Genomic DNA, 21005 nt, shown 5'->3' with positions numbered 1-21005 from the left:
TGCGCATATTTTGCGTGAACTAACATACCTGCACGAACAGGAAAAACAGCAGTGGGCGTATGACTTGCACGAACGGCTGATTGAGATGAAAAAGGCAGCTGACCTGTACGGCGAAGCGAAGCTCGCTGGACCAGAAAAGAAAGCAAGCGCCTTTGTGAAGCGATACCGGGACGTCGTCTGGCGGGCAAGTGATACACTTACTGTCTCCATGACCGAGCATCAGCGCACCCAGCGTAAAAGTCTGAAGCTACGCCGGCGCGCAAGATGCTGGACCGTCTCATCGCCCACGAAGAAAAAATTCTTCGTTTTCTTCATAATCGGAAGGTGCCGTTCGATAACAATCAGGCAGAACGGGACCTCCGAATGATTCGGGTCAAAGAGAACGCATGGTCTGAGTAGTTACCAGGCGTGATGTTATCGTTTATATGTGTAGTAGATTTTAGATTTATTATTCCTAAAATAAAGAGGAGCTAATTACATGAGAAAATTATTAATCGTACTTGGTATAGGGTTATTCATTTCTGGTTGCAGCTCAAATGGAAATTCAACTGAAGTAAAGACCCAGGAAATTGAAGAAAGAACTGTAGCAGAAACACCTAATGCTATTGATGAGGTAAATGTACAAGAAGAAAACGGTTATAAGGTTGTTGCGAAAATTGATGAAAATTTAGAATTAACACCTAATGGGGACACATTTAGTGAGGATTTATTGGTAGTTAGGGATGCTAATGATTTGGAGAAATATGGCGTTGTTAACAAAAATGGAGAAATGGTAATAGCACCGCAATTCTCTTATATATCCTCTTTTAATGAGGGTCTTGCAGTGGCCCAACAAGCGGGGTCAGATACATATGGTTTTATCGATAAAACTGGTGAATGGGTGATTGAACCTCAATTCAGTTCTGCATCTCAATTTTCGGAAGGTTTAGCTTTTGTTCAGTATCAAGGTGAAAATTATATTTATATCGATAAAAACGGAGATAGAATGATTGAACTTAACTATGAATCAATTAGTATGCAAGTCGGGGCTAATTCTATTGGCTTCTCTGAGGGTTTAGCTCCAGCACATCCTGAAAATGGCACAAGATTGATGGGGTTTATTGACAAAAAAGGAAACTGGGTAATTGAACCAAAATTTCTTTTTGTCTCTAAATTTAGTGAGGGTCTGGCACTTGCTGAGGATAGTGAAAGTAGTTTATTTGGTTTTATTGATCAAACAGGTGAATGGGTGATTCAACCGCAGTATAATCAGAGTCAAATAGATAGTTTTACATTAGGAGTTGGCTATTCTAAATTTAGTGAAGGTCTGGCACTTTTAGAAGGTGACAATGAAAAATTCGGTTACATTGATAAAACTGGTAATTGGGTGATTGAACAAAAATTTGACTCCCCACATCACTTTAGTGGTGGTTTAGCTATGGTAACATATGACCCAGATGATGATGCATCTAAGAATGGATTTATAGATCAAACAGGTAATATGTTTGTCCAAACTTATGGTAATTTCAATAGTTTCCATGATGGCTTTGCAACTACTTACATGGAGGGGGAATTAAATATCATTAGTGTCCAAAAATAGGTGTCAGTCCCCCACACAGCTAAAGTGTACCGCGGTAATGTGGTAAAGAAAGGAGCATGCAGAAATAGAGGAGAAGATAAAGGAACTTACGATAATGTTGCTTTATTTGCTGAAAAGAAAATAATACAGCTCCAGACAATTTATGCTTCATGGCTTACTTTATAAGCGGCATGAAACAAACGAATATTAAAGAAGAAGTATAACAAAGATAAATCGTAAACCAGCGAAAAGTAATTGCTGAGCATAAGCATCTGCACAAAGTTGTGTGGATGATTTTTTAATCATGCAATCAAAACCGCTAAAAGTATTCTTTTAGCAGGCGTCATCACACGGAAAAAACATTATGATATTAGCTTGCCGGTTTATCATTAGAGGTTTCAAGTTAAAAAGAAAAAAGGTTTGCCGTTGACGGTGAGTCTTTTTTCTCATATATTGATAGTGGAAACAAAATAGCAATGCTCAATACGAAATGGCAAACTTGCTGAAAAGCAAGGACGCAAAGCTATGGGCCTACGGAATTTGATTCTATGGCTGCCAGGCCGCCGAAAATGAGGAGAATGTCGGGCACCTCTCATGCAGGGTGTTTTTTATTTTTGTGCAGAAATCCATGTGCCTGAAAATAAGTGTGCTCCTATTTGCCATTTTTGAATGAGTAAAAAGGAGGAAAAACACTACATGAAAATAGTTTTTAAAAATACATTTATGATTAGCCTGCTGCTCGCTGTGTCCATGATAAGCCTTTCAGCGACCGGCTATTTGAAGGTGAAGGAATATTTGTATGAGAAGTTTCAGGATCAGGCATATAATCAGCTGGAATCCGTGAAAGCAAATATTCATATTTGGACAGTAGGCAAGCAGGAAGTGATGGAATATATTGCAGAAGCCGATACATTGAAATCAGCTGATACGGCAAAAGCAGCCGCTCTTGGAACGCGGCTTGCGGAGCGGATGGAAAACCCAGATGCGTTTGCATTTATGGATGCAAAAGGATTTTTGTATTTAGGGAATGCGAAAATTCCAGTGAATGACTATGAGCATTTTATCGATGGCATGAATGGTGAAACGAATGCGTATGATCCCGTTCCTTCTCAATCGCCGGAGCTAAATGGGGCGCCAATTGTACTGTCTTCTTCGCCTGTGTACGGCTCCAATGGCAGCATTGTCGGCGTGGCGTCAGGCGGCTATCCAATTGAATCGCTCATTGATATTATTTCAAACGTAAAATTAGGAGAAAGCGGCTATGCCACAGTTTTCACGAGCGACGGCACGATTGTTGCAGGAAAAAACAAAGAAGACACGTTAAATAAAAATATTGCCGATTACCAAAATGACGAGTTGAATCAAGTTGTGGAGAAAAGCATGAGCGGGGAAACAGGGACGATTGAGACCGTTTTTGATGGTAAAGACAGCCTCGTTTTCTACAGCAAAGCAGAGGAAGCAGACTGGGGCATCATGATTTCTGTCCCCGTCCGTGAGGCGTATGCGGATGCAAACTCATTGCTGAATTATTTTATTCTCCTTACGATTCTTTTTATCACGGTCAGTGCTGGGATCAGCTATTTATTAAATAGCCGGTCGCTAAAGCCAATTACCCATGTAAACAGTAAAATTGCAGAGCTGGCAAACAATGAAGGAGATTTAACGAAGCGGCTCCACATTAAGCGAAAGGATGAAATTGGGCAGCTTGCAGGCAATGTGAATGCGCTGCTGGACAGCTTGCAGGCGTTAATTGGAAGTATTTTTAAAAAAGGAGAGATGGTATCAGCTCGTACGTCTGATTTATCGGAAAGCGCCGAAGAAATCCTCCAGCTATCCAATGACGTTACACAGAACGTTCAAAACGCAGCCGCATTGTCAGCAGAGCAGGAACAAAGTCATAACAAAAATTTGACATCTATTACAGAAATCACTGAAACGGTTTCCGGGATGAAAGACCATTCTTCATTAGTGTACCAGAAAACAAAGCACGCTTATCAGGAGGTGGAGGCTGCAAATCAAGAAATCCAGACGTTAATTGAGCAAATGATAGCGATTCAGTCATCCATCCGACATTCTGCCGACACAGTGAAAAAGCTGGGCAGCCGCTCATCTGAAATTGGCAATATTGTCGATATGATTAAAGGGATTACAGAACAAACGAATTTGCTGGCGCTGAATGCCTCCATTGAAGCCGCAAGAGCTGGCGAGCATGGAAAGGGCTTCGCGGTAGTAGCCGAGGAAGTCAGGAAGCTGGCGGAGCAGTCGTCTCTATCTGCCAAGCAAATTTCTGAGCTTGTCGGGGAAATTTTAACTGAAACGGCGAATGCGGTTGCCGGAATAGAAGCGGGTACGAGCCAGTTTAGAACAGGCATGGAAACATTAAAAATGGTCAATGGCAATTTGCAAAGCGTGTATCATTCTTCCGCCCAATCTTCGGATGAATCATTGAATATTTTCAATGAAATGGATCATCTGCTTCGGAAAGTAAAAGAAGTAGAGCGTGTTATTTTTGACAATTCAAGCAAGTCGTCTGAATCTTCTGTGTACATTCATGAAGTAGCTTCTTCTTCTGAGGAACAGCTGCAGTCAATTCAGGCTATCACTGAATCCATTGAAAAGACAGCAGAGTTTGCTGATGAGTTAAAAAGCTTGCTGCACCGGTTCGAGATTTAAACGCACTAAGGGACCTGGCACAATAGGAAAGTTATAGTGCTGGAGGGATCATCTCTTTGTTTTGGCACAGGTAATGGCGTATCCGAAGAATACAAATCGTCCAGCGCTCCGCATACAAGCGCGAATGAGCATGAACATTTTAATCAGAAAGAAGGATTACTTGAACAATTTGATGATGGCATATTCAATGCGCTGGTGGAGAAAATTGAGATTCTCCTGCCAGCGCATTTTATTTTAGTACTAAAAGACGGGATGAGGATTGAAGGAACGAATTTATTATAGAAAGATGGCTAATATTGGTATAGAATTGTAGATAATACTAATCTACAAAATGAGGTGCACTATGATTGAAAATACTCCTCACCCTAAGGAAGTGAAAATGGATCATTTAAGATTATAGTTAGGAGAAATCATGTTATGGTGGCCGTGTCAGTAGGGGGATGAAAATGAATAAATTATTTGTAATAACAACGGGCACCGCGTCTGTACAGTGGATGTTTTTTATTTTTGCTAATACAGTTGTTGTACCGGTTTCGATTGGAGCAGCGTTTGGGCTGCCGCCGGCTGAGACGGCAATGATCCTTCGCTCGTCGCTTATTTTTACCGGTATTGCCTGTGTGCTGCAAGGATGGATTGGGCATCGTTATCCGCTTATGGAAGGGCACTCGGGTTTAATGTGGGGATTGCTGCTGACATTAAGTGCATCTGCAGGGGCGCTTGGCATGGATTATCATGTGATCGGCGGGGGAATTGCGACGGGGGTTATTGCGGCCGGGGGGGTAATGGCTGTTATGGGGGCTTTGAAGATGGCCCCTTGGCTGAATCATATTTTTACGCCGATGGTCACGAATGTGTATTTATTTTTACTCGCTGTGCAGCTCATTATTATTTTCTTTACCGGTATGCTCAAAGTAAATGAAGATGGCGCCATCGACCCGGCAGGCAGTTTCTTTTCAGTCTGTGTTGTCATCGCCGTTGCCATTATGAAAATAAAAGGAAAAGGATGGATTAGTAATTTTTCGATCTTGATCGGCATTACAGCCGGCTGGGCACTGTACGTACTGCTTTTCCCAGGAGAAGCGGCCGGTTCAGCTGAAGCAAGTCCGTTTTTTTTATTTCCGCTTGGCACCCCTAATTTACAATGGGGAATTGTCATTGCTTCATTCGTTACTGGATTGATCAATATGAGCAATACAATCGCATCCGTACAGGCGGCGTCGCAGCTGTATAAAGAGAAAGCAGAAGAAAAGAAATACAACCATTCTTTTTTTCTAACAGGTGTCTATACCATAGCGTCTGCTCCGCTCGGGCTTGTACCATACGCCCCGTATACGTCTTCACTCGGTTTTTTAGAAAGTACGCGTATTTATGAGCGGCCGCCATTTATAATCGGCGGTCTTCTGTTAAGCCTGCTTGGCATTGTTCCGGCAGCAGGCACTTTTTTAGCAGGAATTCCGGTCACGGTCGGAAGTGCTGTTTTGTTTGTTGCCTATATGCAGCTTTTTGGTACGGCACTTAAATCATTGCAGGTCGTCTCATTTAATTCGAATACTATTTTTCGAATCGCTGTACCGGTTCTCGTTGGCATCAGCATTATGGCGATAGATCCAAAGTTATTCAGTAGTCTGCCGCTGATGATTCAGCCGTTGCTGACAAATGGCATGGCGACCGGGGTCATTTTGTCGATCATTCTGGAAAAAATGGTAAAATGGCACAATTACGAATAAAAATTGTGTAAATTTTCAGAGTTTTCCCCACGATCAACAGGTTATCCACAGACTGTGTATGAAAATATCCACGATTTTGGCGGAATTTGTCGCACGATTATAAAGAGTTTCAGATGGTTTTCCACATTATCCACATGCATATTTTAATGTTTATGCACAGAGTAAATCGTAAATAAAGATTGCTTTTGCTTAATACATATAGTCTTTATTATCAAAAAACCTGTTTCAACAGCTCCATGAGGCTGCAGAAACAGGTTTTTCTTTTTTATGAAAAATGGAGCCCGTTCTTGCCCGCGGAAAAAAACATACATGCTCATAACATTTTGCCCAAGCTAATCTCTTTTAATGATGCCCCGCCCGTTATATAGATCGTCGAGTGCACCGCGAACAAGCGGAAATTCAAACTGGAAGCCTGATTGCAGCAATGTTTCAGGAAGGACACGCTGGCCATCTAATATGAGTGTACTCATTTCACCGAGTCCCGCTTTCAGCGCAGGTGCAGGGACAAACAGCCAATGCGGACGGCCGAGCACTTTGGCAAGTGTTTTCCCGAAATCATTCATTCGTACCGGATTCGGGGCTGTTACATTAAGCGGGCCTTCCAACATTCCATTTTCTGCGGCAAACCGGAGTGCGCGGGCCGCATCCTTTACATGAATCCAGGACATCCATTGGCGCCCGGAGCCGATTTTTCCGCCGGCAAACAGTCTATAAGGCATAGCCATCCGCGGCAATGCGCCATCCTCTTTCCCGAGAATAATACCAAACCGGGCAAGCACGGTTCGAATCCCCGCTTTATCTGCCTGAACTGCTTCTTTTTCCCATGCGTTTACAGTATGTGTCAAAAAATCGTTTCCTACAGCGCGTGATTTTTCTGTAAATGTGTCTGTATCTGAATTCGGATAAATGCCGATTGCGCTCGCATTAATGAGCGCGGACGATTTATCAGGAAGTGCGTTCATAATCCGGATGATTTCCCGAGTTGATGAAATCCGGCTGTCCAATATTCGTTTTTTTCGTTCATCTGTCCAGCGGCCGCTGTTTAATGACTCGCCGGTAAGATTAATAAAGACACTCACTCCTTGCAGCTGTTTTTCGGGAGCTGCGCCAGCTGCCAGCCATTGTACATAATGAATAGAATCCGTTTCTTTCTTATTGTCTATGTTTCGCGTTAAAATATAAACATCGTATCCATTTTTGACGAGTTCATTGGTTAATGCTTTTCCGATGAACCCGGTACCGCCTGCGATGGCTGCTTTCATTTTAGCGTCCTCCTATTTTTTTGTCGTTGCTATTATTTTACCTGTTCAAAGGAAAAAACAAACTAAACGAATGTGCCGGAGGGTGACAAATGCCTGTTATTACGAAAATATCTGTTCAGCAAAAACGGACAGACCGTTATAATATAGAAGTGGACGGGGAATATGCGTTCAGTGTTGACGAAGCGGTATTAATTGAGTTTAATCTGCAAAAAGGGCGGGAAATGACGAAAGCGGAAGCGGAAAAAATTCAAATCCGCGACAATGTCCGAAAAGGATTCAATGCAGCGATTCACTATTTATCGATTCGGATGCGTTCCGAAAAAGAAGTGCAGGACTATTTGAAGAAAAAAGAAGTGGACGAGGCATCAAGACAGGAAATTTTAACACGTCTCCACGATATGGGGTATGTTAATGATTCACAATTTGCGGATGCTTTTATTAAAACGCAAATGCAGACGACGGATAAAGGACCGTATCTTATTCACCGTGAACTGAAGGAAAAGGGCATCAATGAAGAGACCGCCTTTTCATTAATGGAGCAGTTTACAGAAGAAGAGCAGATGGAAAAAGCGGCCAGGCTTTATGAAAAGCAGCTGAAAAAATATAAACGGGATTCCGCGTTTTTGCAGAAGAAAAAAGCGGAAGAATATGTAATGACAAAGGGGTATTCCGCTTCCAGCATAAAAAAAGCAGCGATCAAGCATGAACCGGACGAAGAACAGGAAATGGACGCGCTTATGTATCAGGCAGAAAAAGCACACCGCCGCTATCAATCATACGAAAAAGGTGAATACCGCCAAAAAATGAAGATGGCCTTGTACCGGAAAGGGTTTGACCTCTCTGATATCGATAAAGCGATTGAAAAATTGCAGGAAGAGTAGGCTATGTTGATTCAATCAAAAATTTTCCGTATATAAAAGAGAGCTCTATACCAAGAGCGGAACCTGTAATAAATCAGTTCATAAAACGATTGTCTTTTGAAAGGGAGTTATTTAAATGGAAAATGAAAAAAGGTACAGTGAAATGAGTGAGGTCGAGTTAAAACAAGAAATTGCCCGTCTGCGGGAAAAAGCGCGCAAGGCAGAGCAGCTTGGCATCGTGAACGAGTTTGCTGTTTATGATCGGCGTGCCACAATGGCGCAGGCATATTTATTGAATCCGGATGACTTCAAGCCGGGGAAATTATATGAATTAACAACGGATCCAGGCCATTATTTTAAAATCGAGTACATGAATGGCGTGTTTGCCTGGGGATATCGTTTAAACGGTGACGGGAAAGAAGAAGGAATTCCCATTTCATTATTAAATAAATAAAAGGAGTGACTTAGTTATGGAAGAAACATTCCGAAAATTAACAGAGCGGCTGCTTGAAACAAACAGCCGTCTGTCTGCCGCCCGCGCCCGCACTTGGGTCGAGCTTCTCTGGGAAGACTTTGAAACGACCTATGCGAAAGCGGGTTATGATTATAAAGGGAAAGAAGCGGCCGAAAAAATTGTGACGCAATGGATCGAAAATTACGGCCGTCATCTGCACGAATTTGCGGCACGCAATCCAAAATATAAGCATATGCTTGATGATTCGAATGACGTGACACATTAATTTTGATCACCGGGCAAAAAGGTTAGCTTTTTTCGGAGTTTTTCTTCACTGAAAATCCAGCCGGTATACGAGCCGATAATATTGTAATCAAGGTCAAGCTGTACGACAGCAACGAATGGATAATAACCGTTGTTCCGATAGCGGAGGTCAATGAACTTCACTTCATAACAGTCATTATATTCAGCGACCTCCCATCTATACACAGGTGAAAAATGGAGGAAAGCGTCGAGATTGGCATCTTTTTTTGCCGCTTCAAATAAAATGGACTCGGGAACCGGCACCCGTTTATATTTATCGAGAATGGTTACAGAGCGGCGGTAGCCGCGGGCAACATAAAAATGTTCCGGCGATTTAACAGCGATCCGCCACTGGTTAAAGCGGATGGTCGGCGCAATAATAATTTCTTCCGCATCTGGAATAAGGCGGCGCACCGCATTTCGGACGGCCCCCTGCATTTGAAAGCGGAGAATATAATAGCCGATCAATATCATGTAAATAACGATAAACGTATAGCCGGGGTGAAAACCGAACGCCCATAAGAGCAGTCCGATGATATGCATCATGAAAATAAACGGATCAAATGTGTTGATGACACCGAGTGCGACCCACCGTGGTGAAAAAGGTCTGAATGCCTGCGTGCCATACGCGTTAAAAATATCTACAAAGACGTGCAGGAATACGGCTATTTGAGACCAAAGCCATAAATGAAGCAAATTACTATCAGGAAAAATGAAAAACAATAAGCCGGTAATGAAAAGGGGCCAGACCACAACAGCCGGTACGGAGTGTGTCGCACCGCGATGATTTCGAATGTAAACCGCATTGCTGCGGAGTTTTAATATTGTATCGATGTCAGGAGCCTGCGAGCCGATCACTGCGGCGGTCATGACTGCGTATTTTGTTGCGGGATCGGCAGCGACAACAGGATCGAGTGTGGCGAGACCGCCGAGCGCAAAGCCCATGACGATATGAGTAGCGGTATCCAAAAGGAAATCCTCCTTTGCTGAAAACGGTATCTATACGTTATTCCCGATTTTTAATCTATTGTAACATGTCGAAAAGCGAGGTTCATTAAATTTGACAGAAAACAGCGCAGTACAAAAGATGAATATTACGAAATTTCAACATGATCTTGTCAATTGGTACGAAGCGGAAAAACGGGATCTTCCATGGCGCAGAGAGAGCGATCCGTATAAAATATGGGTGTCGGAAATTATGCTGCAGCAGACACGGGTGGATACGGTCATTCCGTATTTTAACCGGTTTATGGAACAGTTTCCGACGATTGATGCGCTTGCCTCGGCTGATGAGGAAGCCGTTATGAAAGCGTGGGAAGGACTCGGTTATTATTCCCGAGTGCGCAATTTACAGTCCGCTGTGAAAGAAGTTGCGCAAAACTACGGAGGTTCCGTTCCCGCAGATAAAGACAAATTTTTATCATTAAAAGGGGTCGGACCATACACTGGCGGAGCGGTTTTAAGTATCGCCTATGGACTTCCGGAGCCGGCGGTGGACGGCAATGTGATGCGCGTAGTATCCAGGCTGTTGTCCATATGGGATGATATTGCAAAGCCATCGACGCGCAAAATTTTTGAACAGGCAGTCGGCGAATTAATGTATGAAGAGGACCCGTCTTCTTTTAACCAGGCGTTAATGGAACTCGGTGCCATCATCTGCACTCCAACATCACCATCCTGTCTTCTCTGTCCCGTTCAAAATCATTGCCAGGCGTTTGAAGAAGGGGTCCAGCGGGAGCTGCCAGTCAAAACAAAAAAGAAAGCAGACAAAAAAGTTCATATCGGTGCTGTTGTTCTTTCAACAAACGACGGCCGCATATTAATCGAGAAGCGGCCGGAATCCGGTTTGCTTGCGAATTTGTGGCAGTTTCCGAATGTGGAGATGCCTGCTGAAACGAATCCCCGGCATGTACTTGAATCATTTGTTGAACAGGAATTCGGCGTAAAAGCAGCTGTAAGCTCGAATAAAGTAACAGATATTAAGCATGTATTTTCCCATTTAACGTGGGAAATTGATGTGTATACAGGAGTTATTGAAGGTGATGTGGAAAAGGAAAGAACGCAGCTTGTTGAAAAAGAAAAGGTAGAGTCGTTTGCTTTTTCCGTGTCGCACCAAAAAATATGGAATCATGTGAAAGGACGAAAAGAATGAAAACAGCGTTAGTAACCGGATCAAGCCGCGGTGTGGGCAAAGCGATTGCGATAGCACTTGCCAAACAGGGCTATGACATTGTCGTCAATTATGCGCGAAGTAAAACAGCGGCTGAAGAGACAGCAAAAGAAATTGAAGCACTTGGCCGCCGGGCACTTGTCGTGAAAGCAAATGTCGGTGACGTCGAAAAAATTAAAGCGATGTTTGAAACGGTTGAGCAGGAATTTGGCCGTCTGGATGTGTTTATTAACAATGCGGCTTCAGGTGTGCAGCGTCCCATTATGGAACTGGAAGAAAAACATTGGGACTGGACGATGGATATTAACAGCAAAGCGTTATTATTTTGCGCAAAAGAAGCGGCAAAATTAATGGGAAAAACCGGCGGCGGCTCCATTGTCAGCATCAGCTCACTCGGTGCGATCCGCTATTTAAAAAATTACACAGCAGTCGGCGTATCAAAAGCCGCGGTTGAAGCATTGACGAGATACTTATCGGTTGAATTATCCGAACAAAATATTGTCGTGAATGCAGTCTCTGGCGGCGCCATTGATACGGAAGCATTAAAACATTTTCCAAATCGGGAAGATATTTTAGAAGATGCGAAACAAAATACACCGGCAGGACGAATTGTGGAAATTGATGATATTGTCCAGACGGTGCTGTTTTTAGTTTCACCGGGCGCGTTTATGATTCGCGGGCAGACCATTATTGTGGATGGCGGCCGGTCATTGCTCGTTTAACAGCCCATGAATAATTATCAGCCATTACGGTCAAGATAATCAGCGTGGCGGTCATAACCCCACAATGACAAAAAAAACCGTAGAGGTGAAAAAATGAACAATAACCAAAACAAAACAGCATCTGGTACGGACATCAATCATGTGAAAAAGCAAAACGCTGCATCCGCTCAAGGACAGCAGTACCAAACTGAATTTGCTTCTGAAACAAACGCGCAGCAAGTAAGACAGCAAAATGCCGCTTCTGCCCGTAACAAAGCCGGTTCCGCACAAAATGCAGCGATGAACCCAAATCAGCGATTCGCTGAAGAGTTCGCTGCTGAAACAGATGTGCAGCAAGTAAGACAGCAAAATGCACAGTCCGAAGCGCGCAAAAAAAATTCATCAACAAACCAGTAAAATGAAAACAAATGAAGCCCCGGCAAAATGGCCGGGGCTTCATTTGTTTTCATTTTCGCCGTAAATCGTTATAATAAGACAAAAGGGTTTCACCGTCCGTGCAAACGGAAGTAGAAAAAGCACGCGACGCTAGAAAGTAGGGGACAACGATGGCGATTCCTGCAGAAGGTGAATCAGTGCAGATTCACAGTTACAAACATAACGGCCACATTCATCGGGTGTGGGAAGAAACGGTTGTCGTAAAAGCAACTGAAAATATTGTAATTGGCGGAAATGACCGGACGATTGTAACGGAATCAGACGGGCGGACGTGGGTGACACGGGAGCCGGCGATTTGTTACTTTCACACACGTAAATGGTTTAATGTAATCGGGATGCTCCGTGCAGACGGCATTCATTATTACTGTAACATCAGCTCGCCATTCGTGTTTGATCAAGGTGCGCTCAAGTATATTGACTATGATCTTGACGTAAAGGTTTTTCCGGATATGACCTACATTTTGCTTGATGAAGACGAGTACAGACAGCACAGCCGTGAAATGAATTACCCGGAAGTGATTGATAAAATTTTACGCCGTAATATGGACCATCTGCTGCAGCTGATCGAACAGCAAAAAGGCCCATTTGCGCCCGGTTTTATTGAACGCTGGTACGGGAAATATTTACAGCTGTGCCGCTGAACGCCTGTTGAGTATTCAACAGGTTTTTTCGTGGTTTGACAAAGGGGGGGGAAGAGACACATGGGTGTGATCAGCAGATATATGCAATTTGTCAAACCATACAAATGGCAAATTGCCGGAACATTAGCAATTGGTATCGTGAAATTTGGTATTCCGCTGCTTCTTCCAATTGTCATTAAATACGTCATTGATGATATTATTGGCAGCGGGACGATGAGTGCGGCAGAAAAGAAAGAACAGCTTTACTGGTTAATCGGGATGATGCTGATTTTATTCGTCATCGTCCGGTATCCGGTTGAGTATTACCGTCAATATTTTGCCCAGTGGACGGGCAGTAAAATTTTATACGACATCCGCGATCGGCTGTTTGATCATATTCAGCAGCTCAGTTTTAAATATTATGCGAACACGAGAGCAGGCGAAGTGATTTCCCGCGTGATTAATGATGTGGAGCAGACAAAGAACTTTGTTATTACGGGGCTGATGAACGTCTGGCTTGATGCGGCGACGATTGTGATTGCCGCTGTCATTATGATGACAATGGATGTGAAATTAACGCTCGTCGCATTAATTGTCTTTCCGTTCTACGCGTTGTCTGTTAAATACTTCTTCGGCAACTTGCGCCGGCTGACGCGTGTTCGCTCACAGGCGCTGGCGGAAGTGCAAAGTCATTTGCATGAGCGCGTGCAGGGGATGCCGGTTATTAAAAGCTTTGCGATTGAACCGGTGGAGCAGGAACGGTTTCGGAAGCATAACAAAAACTTTTTGCAAAAGGCGCTCGATCAGACGGCATGGAATGCAAAAGCGTTCGCGGTTGTCAATACGATTACCGACATTGCGCCGCTTCTCGTCATCGGATATGCCGGGGTGCAAGTCATTGAAGGGAATTTAACAGTCGGAACAATGGCTGCCTTTATTGCGTACATCGACCGGCTGTACAACCCGCTTCGCCGTCTCGTGAATTCATCGACGACGTTAACACAGGCGATTGCGTCAATGGACCGTGTGTTTGAACTGCTCGATGAAAAATATGATGTAACGGATAAAAAAGAGGCCATCGAATGCAAAGATGTAACGGGTGATATTGTTTTTGAACACGTTCATTTTCGATATGCAGAAGAAGATGCCCCTGTGTTACGCGACGTGCATTTGCATGTGAAAGCGGGAGAAACCGTTGCGCTTGTTGGAATGAGCGGCGGCGGGAAATCCTCGCTTGTCAGCCTGATTCCCCGTTTTTATGACGTGACAGGCGGACGTATTTTGCTCGACGGTACGGACATTCGCGACTTTGAAGTGCGTTCACTCCGGGATAAAATCGGTATGGTGCTTCAAGATAATATTTTGTTCAGTGATTCAGTGCGGGAAAATATTCTGCTTGGCCGTCCGGATGCGACGGAAGAAGAAGTGGTTGCGGCCGCGAAAGCTGCGAATGCGCATGATTTTATTACAGCGCTGCCGAATGGCTACGAAACGAAAGTAGGAGAACGCGGTGTGAAGCTGTCCGGCGGTCAAAAACAGCGCGTTGCGATCGCCCGGGTGTTTTTAAAAAACCCGCCGCTGCTTATTTTAGATGAAGCGACGTCCGCGCTCGATTTAGAAAGCGAACACTTAATTCAAGAAGCGATTGAAGAGCTCGCCAAAACACGGACGACATTTATCGTAGCACACCGATTGTCGACAATTACTCATGCTGACCGGATTATATTAATCGAACACGGTGAAGTCATCGAAGATGGGACACACGAAGAACTGATGAATAAACAGGGCGGCTACTGGAAGCTATTCCAGGTGCAGCAGCTTGATCATTAAAAAACCATGCCGGCGCGCCGGCATGGTTTTTTTGTCATTCTTCTTCATATTCAGGTGCTTCATCATCTGTATGGTATTTGTAAAAACTCGTCATTAAATGATCAAGGTGCTCCAATTTCTCTCCATATTCAAGAATAGAGGATACGATATGAAGCAAATGAATGGATGAAGCGGGCTCTTCTTTATTGTCTTTGTAAATTTCATCTGTAAACATGTGCATAAACTCATCGCGGTTCATACAAGGTTCAAATAAGTCTTCTGATGTTTCCGTCGTTTTTGCTTTGCCGACGAAACGAAGCAGCAAATGTTCATGGTAGCTGACGAGACAATCAAGGTGATCCTGCATCGTCCGCTGCAAATCCGGATTTAAATGGTGCAGTTCATTTTCATACTGATTCAATCTCTGCAAAATCTCCATACTCCGTCTTGTGGTCAAAATCATTTTCCGGTATAAAACGATTTTCCGATTTTTAGCCCGGAGATTTTTTTTGAATGGCGTCCGGTCTTCCTTGTAAAGCAAAAACATATTATCAATTTTAATTAACTTTTCCCGCTGCTTTATCATATCTTTTTTCAATAAATGCGATTCAGAAGCATTGCGGGAGGTAATTCGGATCCACTTTAAGATTTCTTCCGTTACCTGGTTAATCGAAGCAAATAATTTCGTTTCATATTTCGGCGGCAAAAAGACAAGATTGACGAGAAACGATGACACCACACCGATCGTAATATTAAACATGCGGATCATTGAAAATTGGACAAATTGGTCATTCTGTACTTCCATGATGGCAATGATCGTAACGAGGGCAAGGCTGACAGATTTTTCGAGCTTAAACTTCAGCAATATAATAATTGCAGCAATTGCAGCCAACCCAACAATAATAATATGATTTCCGAATAACAGAACGAATAAAATCGCAATGGCGGCACCGATAATATTTGCCTGAACTTGCTCCACGACCGTTAAGTAAGAACGATAAATATTCGGCTGAATGGCGAATACAGCCGCAATCCCGGCGAAAACCGGAGATGGTAATTCCAGTAATTGCGCGATATACAGCGCTAAAACGATGGCAATTCCCGTTTTAAATATGCGGGCACCAAGCTTCATTGGATCAATGTTTCCTTTCCTGATAAAACTGTATTTACGTTTGTTTACCGCACTTCGCTGCGAATCAAACAAACTGTACTATACAACGGATGAGGAAGGAAATCAAGCGGCATACTGCACAAAACAGGCGCCCTTTTAAAAGGACGCCTGTCTCTAGTTAGTTTATTTTTTTAATGCAAGAAATGCTTCTTCTGCTGCTTGAATGGTTGTGCGGACATCGTCTTCTGTATGAGCTGTCGTTAAAAACCACGCTTCATATTTAGATGGTGCAAGGTTCACGCCGCGGTACAGCATTTCTTTAAAGAAGCGGGCGAATAATTCACCGTCTGTTGCTTCCGCCTGATCGTAATTCACCACTTTTTGGTCCGTAAAATAAATGGTTAAAGCCCCTTTCAAGCGGTTAATGGTGACGGTTATGCCCGCTTTTTTCGCAGCTTGCAGCAAGCCTTCTTCTAAAAGGGCGCCGAGCCGGTCGAGTTCTTGATATGTGCCATCTTGTTCAATGATTTCCAGGCAGGCAATTCCTGCGAGCATCGATGCGGGATTTCCGGCCATTGTCCCTGCTTGATAAGCCGGTCCAAGCGGTGCCACTTCCTCCATAATGTCGGCTCGTCCGCCGTAAGCGCCGATCGGCAGGCCGCCGCCGATAATTTTGCCGAGCGCTGTTAAGTCCGGCGTAATGCCAAGCAGATCTTGTGCGCCGCCGTACATAAACCGGAATGCGGAAATGACTTCATCGAAAATGAGCAGGGCACCTGCTTCATGCGTCAGCCGTTTCACTTCTTTTAAAAAACCTTCTTTCGGTTCTACGATGCCGAAGTTCCCGACAATCGGTTCGATCATAACCGCCGCCACATTGTCTCCCCATTTATCAAGCGCTTCTTTTAAAGGTTCTGTTTCATTAAACGGGACAGTAATGACTTCTTGTGCAATACTTTTTGGAACACCGGCCGAATCGGGTGTTCCGAGTGTGGATGGGCCGCTGCCTGCCGCAACAAGAACGAGATCGGAATGACCGTGGTAACAGCCTGCGAATTTAATGATTTTATCACGTTTTGTATAGGCGCGTGCCACGCGGATTGTTGTCATCACCGCTTCAGTACCGCTGTTTACAAAGCGGACTTTTTCAAGAGCCGGCATCGCTTGCTTCAGTTTTTTCGCAAATGTGACTTCATGCTGTGTCGGTGTACCGAATAAAACGCCATTTTGCGCCGCTTTTGTAATCGCTTCTGTAATATGCGGGTGCGCGTGTCCGGTAATGATCGGACCATAGGCAGCGAGGTAATCAATGTATTTATTGCCGTCTACGTCGTAAAAATAAGCGCCGTTGCCGCGCTCCATTGCTACCGGTGCTCCGCCGCCGACTGCTTTATATGAACGGGACGGGCTGTTTACGCCGCCGACAATGTGTTTAAGTGCTTCTTCGTGCAAAATTTCTGATTTAGAAAAATTCATGCCATTCATGCCTCCTGATGAAAACGTCTTTTTTCATTGTAGACTTCATTCAAAAAGGAATCAATCAAGTTGCCATTTTTCAGCAGATTCGCTACGCTTATAAGAAAAAGGAGGAGTAAAATATGGCAGAATTGACAGGACAGCCGGCACCGATTTTTATGCTGCCGGATCAGAATGGCGAAATGGTCAACATTGAGGATTTTAAAGGGAAAAACGTGGTGCTTTATTTTTATCCGAAAGATATGACACCGGGCTGCACGACAGAAGCGTGCGATTTCCGCGACCAGTACAGTGAATTTTCGAAATGGAATACTGTTATTCTCGGTATTAGCCCGGACCCGGCAGCCCGTCACCAGAAGTTTATCGAAAAGCATGAACTGCCATTTACGCTGCTTGCCGACGAAGAGCATGAGGCGGCAGAATTATATGGTGTATGGGCACTAAAGAAGAACTTTGGCAAAGAATACATGGGTATTGAAAGGTCAACATTTTTAATTAACAAAGACGGAATGGTTGTAAAGGAATGGCGGAAGGTGCGCGTGAAAGGGCACGTGGAAGAAACATTAGAAGCGGTGAAGGAACTGAAGTGAGGAGGCCATCAGGTGAATATTGTGTTTACTTTCCGTCCGCCGCGTGACATTCAAGCGGACATACAGAGGAAATTTCCAGAGGAATCATTTTCTTTTTACAAAAACATAGAAGAAGCGGACGACGTGCTGCAGGATGCTGAAATACTCGTGACATTCGGCAGTGATTTAACCGAGGATATTATTGGAAAGTGTTCGTCATTAAAGTGGATTATGGCGGCATCTGCTGGAATTGAAGAGATGCCGCTCTCAGCGATTGAAGAGCGTGATATTTTTGTGACAAACGCACGCGGGATACATAAAATTCCGATGGCAGAGTTCACACTTGGTTTTATGCTGAATCATGTTAAGCGTTTTCCTGAGCTGCATGTCCTTGAAAAAGCAGAAATATGGAATAAGCAGCTGCCATTGCAGGAACTGGCCGGTAAAGAGGCCGTCATTTTAGGGACAGGCGCTATCGGTCAGGAAATTGCCCGTCTTTGCAAAGCATTCCGGATGAAAACAACAGGCGTAAATCGAAGCGGCTGCTCAGTTGATGAATTTGATCAAATTTTTCAAATGAATGATCTCGCAGAAGCGGTGCGTGAAGCGGATTTTGTCGTTGCGGTTTTACCGAGCACACCCGATACAGCCGGTGCTTTGCAGCCGGAACACTTTGAGGCGATGAAACCGACGGCCGCATTCATTAATATCGGCCGCGGTGACCTCGTTTCAGAGCAGGTGCTGTTATCCGCGATCAATGATGAAGAAATTGCGCACGCATATCTTGATGTGTTTACAGTAGAGCCGCTGCCTGAAGGTCACCCTTTCTGGCGGCATGAAAACATAACGGTTACACCGCACATTTCCAGTATCACAAAAGCGTACGTACCGCGGGCAATGGAAATTTTCGAACATAATTTGAGGTGTTTTAAAGAAGGCGGAGATTATCAAAACCTCATTGATATCAAAAAAGGCTATTAAAAAACCGGTGCAGAGCCGGTTTTTTCTTTTTCCATTGACAAAAATATGTTTCTGTTAGTAAACTGTTTATAAAGATTATAAAGTAATAATCCTTTTCAGGAAGAAAAGAGGTGCATGGCGATGTCTCATACACACGTCCATGAATCACATGATCAGCTGAAAGACGCGCTTGATACGCTGAAACAGACAGGCGTCCGCATTACACCTCAGCGTCATGCGATTCTTGAGTTTCTCGTCCAGTCAATGACACATCCGACTGCTGATGACATTTATAAAGCACTTGAAGGAAAATTTCCTAACATGAGTGTCGCGACTGTATATAACAATTTGCGTGTATTCCGTGAAGTGGGTCTGGTAAAAGAATTGACATATGGGGATACCTCAAGCCGCTTTGATTTTGTCACGACGGAACATTATCACGTTATTTGCGAATCGTGCGGTAAAATTGTTGATTTCCACTATCCGGGTCTCGATGAAGTTGAGCAGCTCGCAGCTCATGTGACTGGCTTTAAAATTAGCCACCATCGGATGGAAGTTTACGGTACGTGCACAGATTGCAGCCATAAAGATTTACATTAAAAAACCTCCAATCCCGGAGAACGGGATGGAGGTTTTTTATGCATTCGGACGGTCCATATTCTTTTTTTGGTTGTATTTTTCATCGAACTCTTTTCCTTCAAGGGTGCGATCAAGCGTCAATGGCTCGCTGCAATGCATGCACATATCGACGCGGCCGAGAATTTTGGTCGGCTTTCCACAGTTCGGACAGACTACCTGCACCGCTTTCGTCGACAGCATCCCAATCCAAAAATAGACAACGGTACTGGCGATAATACAAAGAAGACCTAGCAGCATAAAAATGGTCATGACGAGAAAATTCTCCCGGAAGAAAATGCCGCCATACATGACAACAAATCCGATGAAAATAAGACTCAACGCAAAGGTGCGAATTTTATTAATTTTACTTGAATATTTTTTTGCCATCGTTTCAACCTCCCATTTTCCACTATATCATATTTTCCTTTATGTCTTACGGAAGGAATTCGACAATTTTTGTCGAAACTTAACAGGACGAACTTTTAAAATGTCGGGAGGAACATAAAATGGAGGATATTCTTCGCCCGTTGTATCAAGAGCGGACAAGCCAGCAAAATACGCTAGGCGTCTTGCTTGTTGAAAAGAATGAACAAAACAGAGCTTTTACTGAAAACTTTAATGCTATTCTACTTATAATTGTGCAGGAAGCAGAGGAAGCCGTTTTTACGAAACATTATGTTGATCAACGCAATGAAACGGCCTCCATGTATATCGTGACAGAGAATCAATTAAAAGAATGGATGCTGCTTGGCACAAACAGAAAAGTAATCGAATGGCTGTATCATGGACGAATTTTATTTGACCGCAATGAGTACGTTTATAATTTGAAAACGGAAATGAAAGAGTTCCCGTTTTATGGGCGGAAAATGAAGATGACGATTGAATTTGCCAAGCTTATTAAACGCTATACAGATGGAAAAGCTTTTTTTAACGATGGTCATTATCTTGATGCATATAACCATATTCTTCATTCTCTGCATCACCTTGCAAGGCTATCTATAATTGAAAACGGATATTATCCTGAGTTGACAGTTTGGAACCAAGTACGCCATATTGAACCAGAAATTTATAAGTTGTATGAAGAACTGCTGACAAGCGATGAAGACTTGCAAAAAAGACTGGAGCTGCTTTTTTTAGCAAGTGAGTTTTTAATTCACTCTCGAACCGAAAGAGGAGCAGAGCATTTATTATCTCTTATGAAAGAAAAGGAATGGTGGAGCATTAATGAACTTTTAAATCATGAAGAAGTTTCACATTATTCTGTGGATCTTGTGACACTAATGGAATATTTAATCGAACGGCAGCTTGTGCGCAGTGTTTCTATTCAAACGAAGGGGCATGGGATTTTCCATCGATATTATCAGATCAACAAAGAAATTTAATGTTTTTCTAAAATAAACTGTTGACCATATTTGTTTCAGGTGTTATATTAGTAAGCGTCGCTGTTAGGGAAGCGAAAATACCAGAAAAGAAATTAAAAATAATTCTTGACGAATCAAATTAATCCTGGTATTATGTAAAAGTCATTGTTTTAAGTTTTAAGACAACGGCGCTCAAGTTAAATTGAACATTGAAAACTGAACAAAATCAACAAAAACGTCAACGTTTTAGAATTAAACTTTCTATATGAAGTGCCCGTCATTTCGATAGGAAGAAGAAGCAAGGAACATCGGTTAAG

Annotated in this window: 21 protein-coding genes, 1 pseudogene and 1 riboswitch; of the genes and pseudogenes, 17 read left to right on the top strand and 5 right to left on the bottom strand. The window is 43.4% G+C overall.

Translation table 11 applies throughout. The features are described 5' to 3' along the window. Positions 1–273: 273 nt before the first annotated feature. From BTO30_RS15490 to BTO30_RS15470, 5 genes and pseudogenes are all read left to right on the top strand, one after another. Positions 274–384 (top strand): annotated as a pseudogene (locus BTO30_RS15490) (IS66 family transposase); the annotation flags it as partial. Between the two features lie 94 nt (positions 385–478). After that, positions 479–1579 carry a WG repeat-containing protein gene (locus BTO30_RS15485; RefSeq protein WP_075399604.1) on the top strand — a complete coding sequence of 367 codons (1101 nt, stop codon included), beginning with the start codon at positions 479–481 and terminating at the stop codon, positions 1577–1579. A 461-nt stretch (positions 1580–2040) separates the two neighbouring features. Then, positions 2041–2126: riboswitch (cyclic di-GMP riboswitch) on the top strand. A 128-nt stretch (positions 2127–2254) separates the two neighbouring features. Further along, positions 2255–4231, top strand: a complete 1977-nt coding sequence (locus BTO30_RS15480; protein ID WP_075399603.1) for a methyl-accepting chemotaxis protein — start codon at positions 2255–2257, stop codon at positions 4229–4231. 36 nt (positions 4232–4267) lie between these two features. Continuing rightward, positions 4268–4513: a hypothetical protein gene (locus BTO30_RS17515; RefSeq protein WP_075399602.1), complete on the top strand. Its 246-nt coding sequence runs from the start codon at positions 4268–4270 to the stop codon at positions 4511–4513. 164 nt (positions 4514–4677) lie between these two features. Beyond that, on the top strand, positions 4678–5958 hold the full coding sequence (locus BTO30_RS15470) for a uracil/xanthine transporter (protein ID WP_075399601.1): 1281 nt from the start codon (positions 4678–4680) through the stop codon (positions 5956–5958). A 332-nt stretch (positions 5959–6290) separates the two neighbouring features. On the opposite strand, the gene BTO30_RS15465 is transcribed toward BTO30_RS15470, so the two are convergent. Further along, positions 6291–7220, bottom strand: a complete 930-nt coding sequence (locus BTO30_RS15465; RefSeq protein WP_075399600.1) for a TIGR01777 family oxidoreductase — start codon at positions 7218–7220, stop codon at positions 6291–6293. A gap of 89 nt (positions 7221–7309) precedes the next feature. On the opposite strand from BTO30_RS15465, the gene recX reads away from it, so the two are divergent. The 3 genes from recX to BTO30_RS15450 all read left to right on the top strand — a co-directional run bounded on the left by recX (position 7310) and on the right by BTO30_RS15450 (position 8820). Further along, positions 7310–8101 (top strand): recombination regulator RecX, encoded by a 792-nt coding sequence (recX, locus tag BTO30_RS15460; RefSeq protein WP_075399599.1) that lies wholly within the window; start codon positions 7310–7312, stop codon positions 8099–8101. A 115-nt stretch (positions 8102–8216) separates the two neighbouring features. Beyond that, complete coding sequence (locus tag BTO30_RS15455; RefSeq protein ID WP_075399598.1) at positions 8217–8534, top strand: YfhH family protein; 318 nt, start codon at positions 8217–8219, stop codon at positions 8532–8534. A 16-nt stretch (positions 8535–8550) separates the two neighbouring features. Further along, positions 8551–8820: a YfhJ family protein gene (locus BTO30_RS15450; RefSeq protein WP_075399597.1), complete on the top strand. Its 270-nt coding sequence runs from the start codon at positions 8551–8553 to the stop codon at positions 8818–8820. Here the strand turns inward: BTO30_RS15450 and BTO30_RS15445 are convergent. Then, the gene (locus tag BTO30_RS15445) at positions 8817–9806 is read right to left on the bottom strand and encodes a metal-dependent hydrolase (protein ID WP_075399596.1); all 990 of its coding nucleotides are present in this window, start codon (positions 9804–9806) and stop codon (positions 8817–8819) included. The two genes, BTO30_RS15450 and BTO30_RS15445, sit on opposite strands and share 4 nt — an antisense overlap. 118 nt (positions 9807–9924) lie before the next feature. Between BTO30_RS15445 and mutY the strand changes: the two genes are divergently transcribed. From mutY to BTO30_RS15420, 5 genes are all read left to right on the top strand, one after another. After that, entirely contained in the window at positions 9925–10989 is a 1065-nt protein-coding gene (gene mutY / locus BTO30_RS15440) for an A/G-specific adenine glycosylase (RefSeq protein WP_075399605.1), read from the top strand. Beyond that, positions 10986–11729, top strand: coding sequence for an enoyl-[acyl-carrier-protein] reductase FabL (gene fabL, locus BTO30_RS15435; RefSeq protein WP_083632467.1), 744 nt, complete (start codon positions 10986–10988; stop codon positions 11727–11729). Before mutY ends, fabL begins: the two co-directional genes overlap by 4 nt. Positions 11730–11822: 93 nt before the next feature. Further along, positions 11823–12125 (top strand): gamma-type small acid-soluble spore protein, encoded by a 303-nt coding sequence (locus BTO30_RS15430; protein ID WP_075399594.1) that lies wholly within the window; start codon positions 11823–11825, stop codon positions 12123–12125. A gap of 149 nt (positions 12126–12274) precedes the next feature. Further along, on the top strand, positions 12275–12805 hold the full coding sequence (gene ntdP, locus BTO30_RS15425; protein WP_075399593.1) for a nucleoside tri-diphosphate phosphatase: 531 nt from the start codon (positions 12275–12277) through the stop codon (positions 12803–12805). Positions 12806–12865: 60 nt separating this feature from the next. Then, the gene (locus BTO30_RS15420) at positions 12866–14614 is read left to right on the top strand and encodes an ABC transporter ATP-binding protein (RefSeq protein WP_075399592.1); all 1749 of its coding nucleotides are present in this window, start codon (positions 12866–12868) and stop codon (positions 14612–14614) included. 34 nt (positions 14615–14648) lie between these two features. On the opposite strand, the gene BTO30_RS15415 is transcribed toward BTO30_RS15420, so the two are convergent. Continuing rightward, positions 14649–15725, bottom strand: coding sequence for an FUSC family protein (locus BTO30_RS15415; protein WP_075399591.1), 1077 nt, complete (start codon positions 15723–15725; stop codon positions 14649–14651). 162 nt (positions 15726–15887) lie between these two features. Beyond that, positions 15888–17180, bottom strand: a complete 1293-nt coding sequence (locus BTO30_RS15410) for a glutamate-1-semialdehyde 2,1-aminomutase (RefSeq protein WP_075399590.1) — start codon at positions 17178–17180, stop codon at positions 15888–15890. A gap of 122 nt (positions 17181–17302) precedes the next feature. Here BTO30_RS15410 and bcp point away from each other — a divergent pair, with 122 nt between their 5' ends. The 3 genes from bcp to perR all read left to right on the top strand — a co-directional run bounded on the left by bcp (position 17303) and on the right by perR (position 19309). Then, a complete protein-coding gene (gene bcp, locus BTO30_RS15405; protein ID WP_075399589.1) occupies positions 17303–17770 on the top strand; it encodes a thioredoxin-dependent thiol peroxidase in 468 nt (155 codons plus the stop codon). 12 nt (positions 17771–17782) lie between these two features. Beyond that, positions 17783–18730, top strand: a complete 948-nt coding sequence (locus BTO30_RS15400; RefSeq protein WP_075399588.1) for a D-2-hydroxyacid dehydrogenase — start codon at positions 17783–17785, stop codon at positions 18728–18730. 120 nt (positions 18731–18850) lie between these two features. Next, positions 18851–19309: a peroxide-responsive transcriptional repressor PerR gene (gene perR, locus BTO30_RS15395; protein WP_075399587.1), complete on the top strand. Its 459-nt coding sequence runs from the start codon at positions 18851–18853 to the stop codon at positions 19307–19309. Positions 19310–19345: 36 nt separating this feature from the next. Here the strand turns inward: perR and BTO30_RS15390 are convergent, their stop codons facing one another. Further along, entirely contained in the window at positions 19346–19714 is a 369-nt protein-coding gene (locus tag BTO30_RS15390) for a YgzB family protein (protein WP_075399586.1), read from the bottom strand. A gap of 119 nt (positions 19715–19833) precedes the next feature. On the opposite strand from BTO30_RS15390, the gene BTO30_RS15385 reads away from it, so the two are divergent. Continuing rightward, on the top strand, positions 19834–20709 hold the full coding sequence (locus BTO30_RS15385; protein WP_075399585.1) for a nucleotidyltransferase-like protein: 876 nt from the start codon (positions 19834–19836) through the stop codon (positions 20707–20709). Positions 20710–21005: the final 296 nt, after the last annotated feature.

This window comes from Domibacillus antri, from assembly GCF_001936625.1.
Taxonomy (GTDB): domain Bacteria; phylum Bacillota; class Bacilli; order Bacillales; family Domibacillaceae; genus Domibacillus; species Domibacillus antri.
Note: the sequence above shows the minus strand (reverse complement) of the source record. Positions and strands in the feature narration are given on the sequence as shown.

Excerpts from the sequence above, each read along its gene's own strand:
- BTO30_RS15485 (WP_075399604.1), top strand. The coding sequence starts at position 479 with ATGAGAAAATTATTAATCGTACTTGGTATAGGGTTATTCATTTCTGGT.
- BTO30_RS15480 (WP_075399603.1), top strand. The coding sequence starts at position 2,255 with ATGAAAATAGTTTTTAAAAATACATTTATGATTAGCCTGCTGCTCGCT.
- BTO30_RS15470 (WP_075399601.1), top strand. The coding sequence starts at position 4,678 with ATGAATAAATTATTTGTAATAACAACGGGCACCGCGTCTGTACAGTGG.
- BTO30_RS15465 (WP_075399600.1), bottom strand. The coding sequence starts at position 7,220 with ATGAAAGCAGCCATCGCAGGCGGTACCGGGTTCATCGGAAAAGCATTA.
- recX (WP_075399599.1), top strand. The coding sequence starts at position 7,310 with ATGCCTGTTATTACGAAAATATCTGTTCAGCAAAAACGGACAGACCGT.
- BTO30_RS15455 (WP_075399598.1), top strand. The coding sequence starts at position 8,217 with ATGGAAAATGAAAAAAGGTACAGTGAAATGAGTGAGGTCGAGTTAAAA.
- BTO30_RS15450 (WP_075399597.1), top strand. The coding sequence starts at position 8,551 with ATGGAAGAAACATTCCGAAAATTAACAGAGCGGCTGCTTGAAACAAAC.
- mutY (WP_075399605.1), top strand. The coding sequence starts at position 9,925 with ATGAATATTACGAAATTTCAACATGATCTTGTCAATTGGTACGAAGCG.
- fabL (WP_083632467.1), top strand. The coding sequence starts at position 10,986 with ATGAAAACAGCGTTAGTAACCGGATCAAGCCGCGGTGTGGGCAAAGCG.
- BTO30_RS15430 (WP_075399594.1), top strand. The coding sequence starts at position 11,823 with ATGAACAATAACCAAAACAAAACAGCATCTGGTACGGACATCAATCAT.
- ntdP (WP_075399593.1), top strand. The coding sequence starts at position 12,275 with ATGGCGATTCCTGCAGAAGGTGAATCAGTGCAGATTCACAGTTACAAA.
- BTO30_RS15420 (WP_075399592.1), top strand. The coding sequence starts at position 12,866 with ATGGGTGTGATCAGCAGATATATGCAATTTGTCAAACCATACAAATGG.
- BTO30_RS15415 (WP_075399591.1), bottom strand. The coding sequence starts at position 15,725 with ATGAAGCTTGGTGCCCGCATATTTAAAACGGGAATTGCCATCGTTTTA.
- BTO30_RS15410 (WP_075399590.1), bottom strand. The coding sequence starts at position 17,180 with ATGAATTTTTCTAAATCAGAAATTTTGCACGAAGAAGCACTTAAACAC.
- bcp (WP_075399589.1), top strand. The coding sequence starts at position 17,303 with ATGGCAGAATTGACAGGACAGCCGGCACCGATTTTTATGCTGCCGGAT.
- perR (WP_075399587.1), top strand. The coding sequence starts at position 18,851 with ATGTCTCATACACACGTCCATGAATCACATGATCAGCTGAAAGACGCG.
- BTO30_RS15390 (WP_075399586.1), bottom strand. The coding sequence starts at position 19,714 with ATGGCAAAAAAATATTCAAGTAAAATTAATAAAATTCGCACCTTTGCG.
- BTO30_RS15385 (WP_075399585.1), top strand. The coding sequence starts at position 19,834 with ATGGAGGATATTCTTCGCCCGTTGTATCAAGAGCGGACAAGCCAGCAA.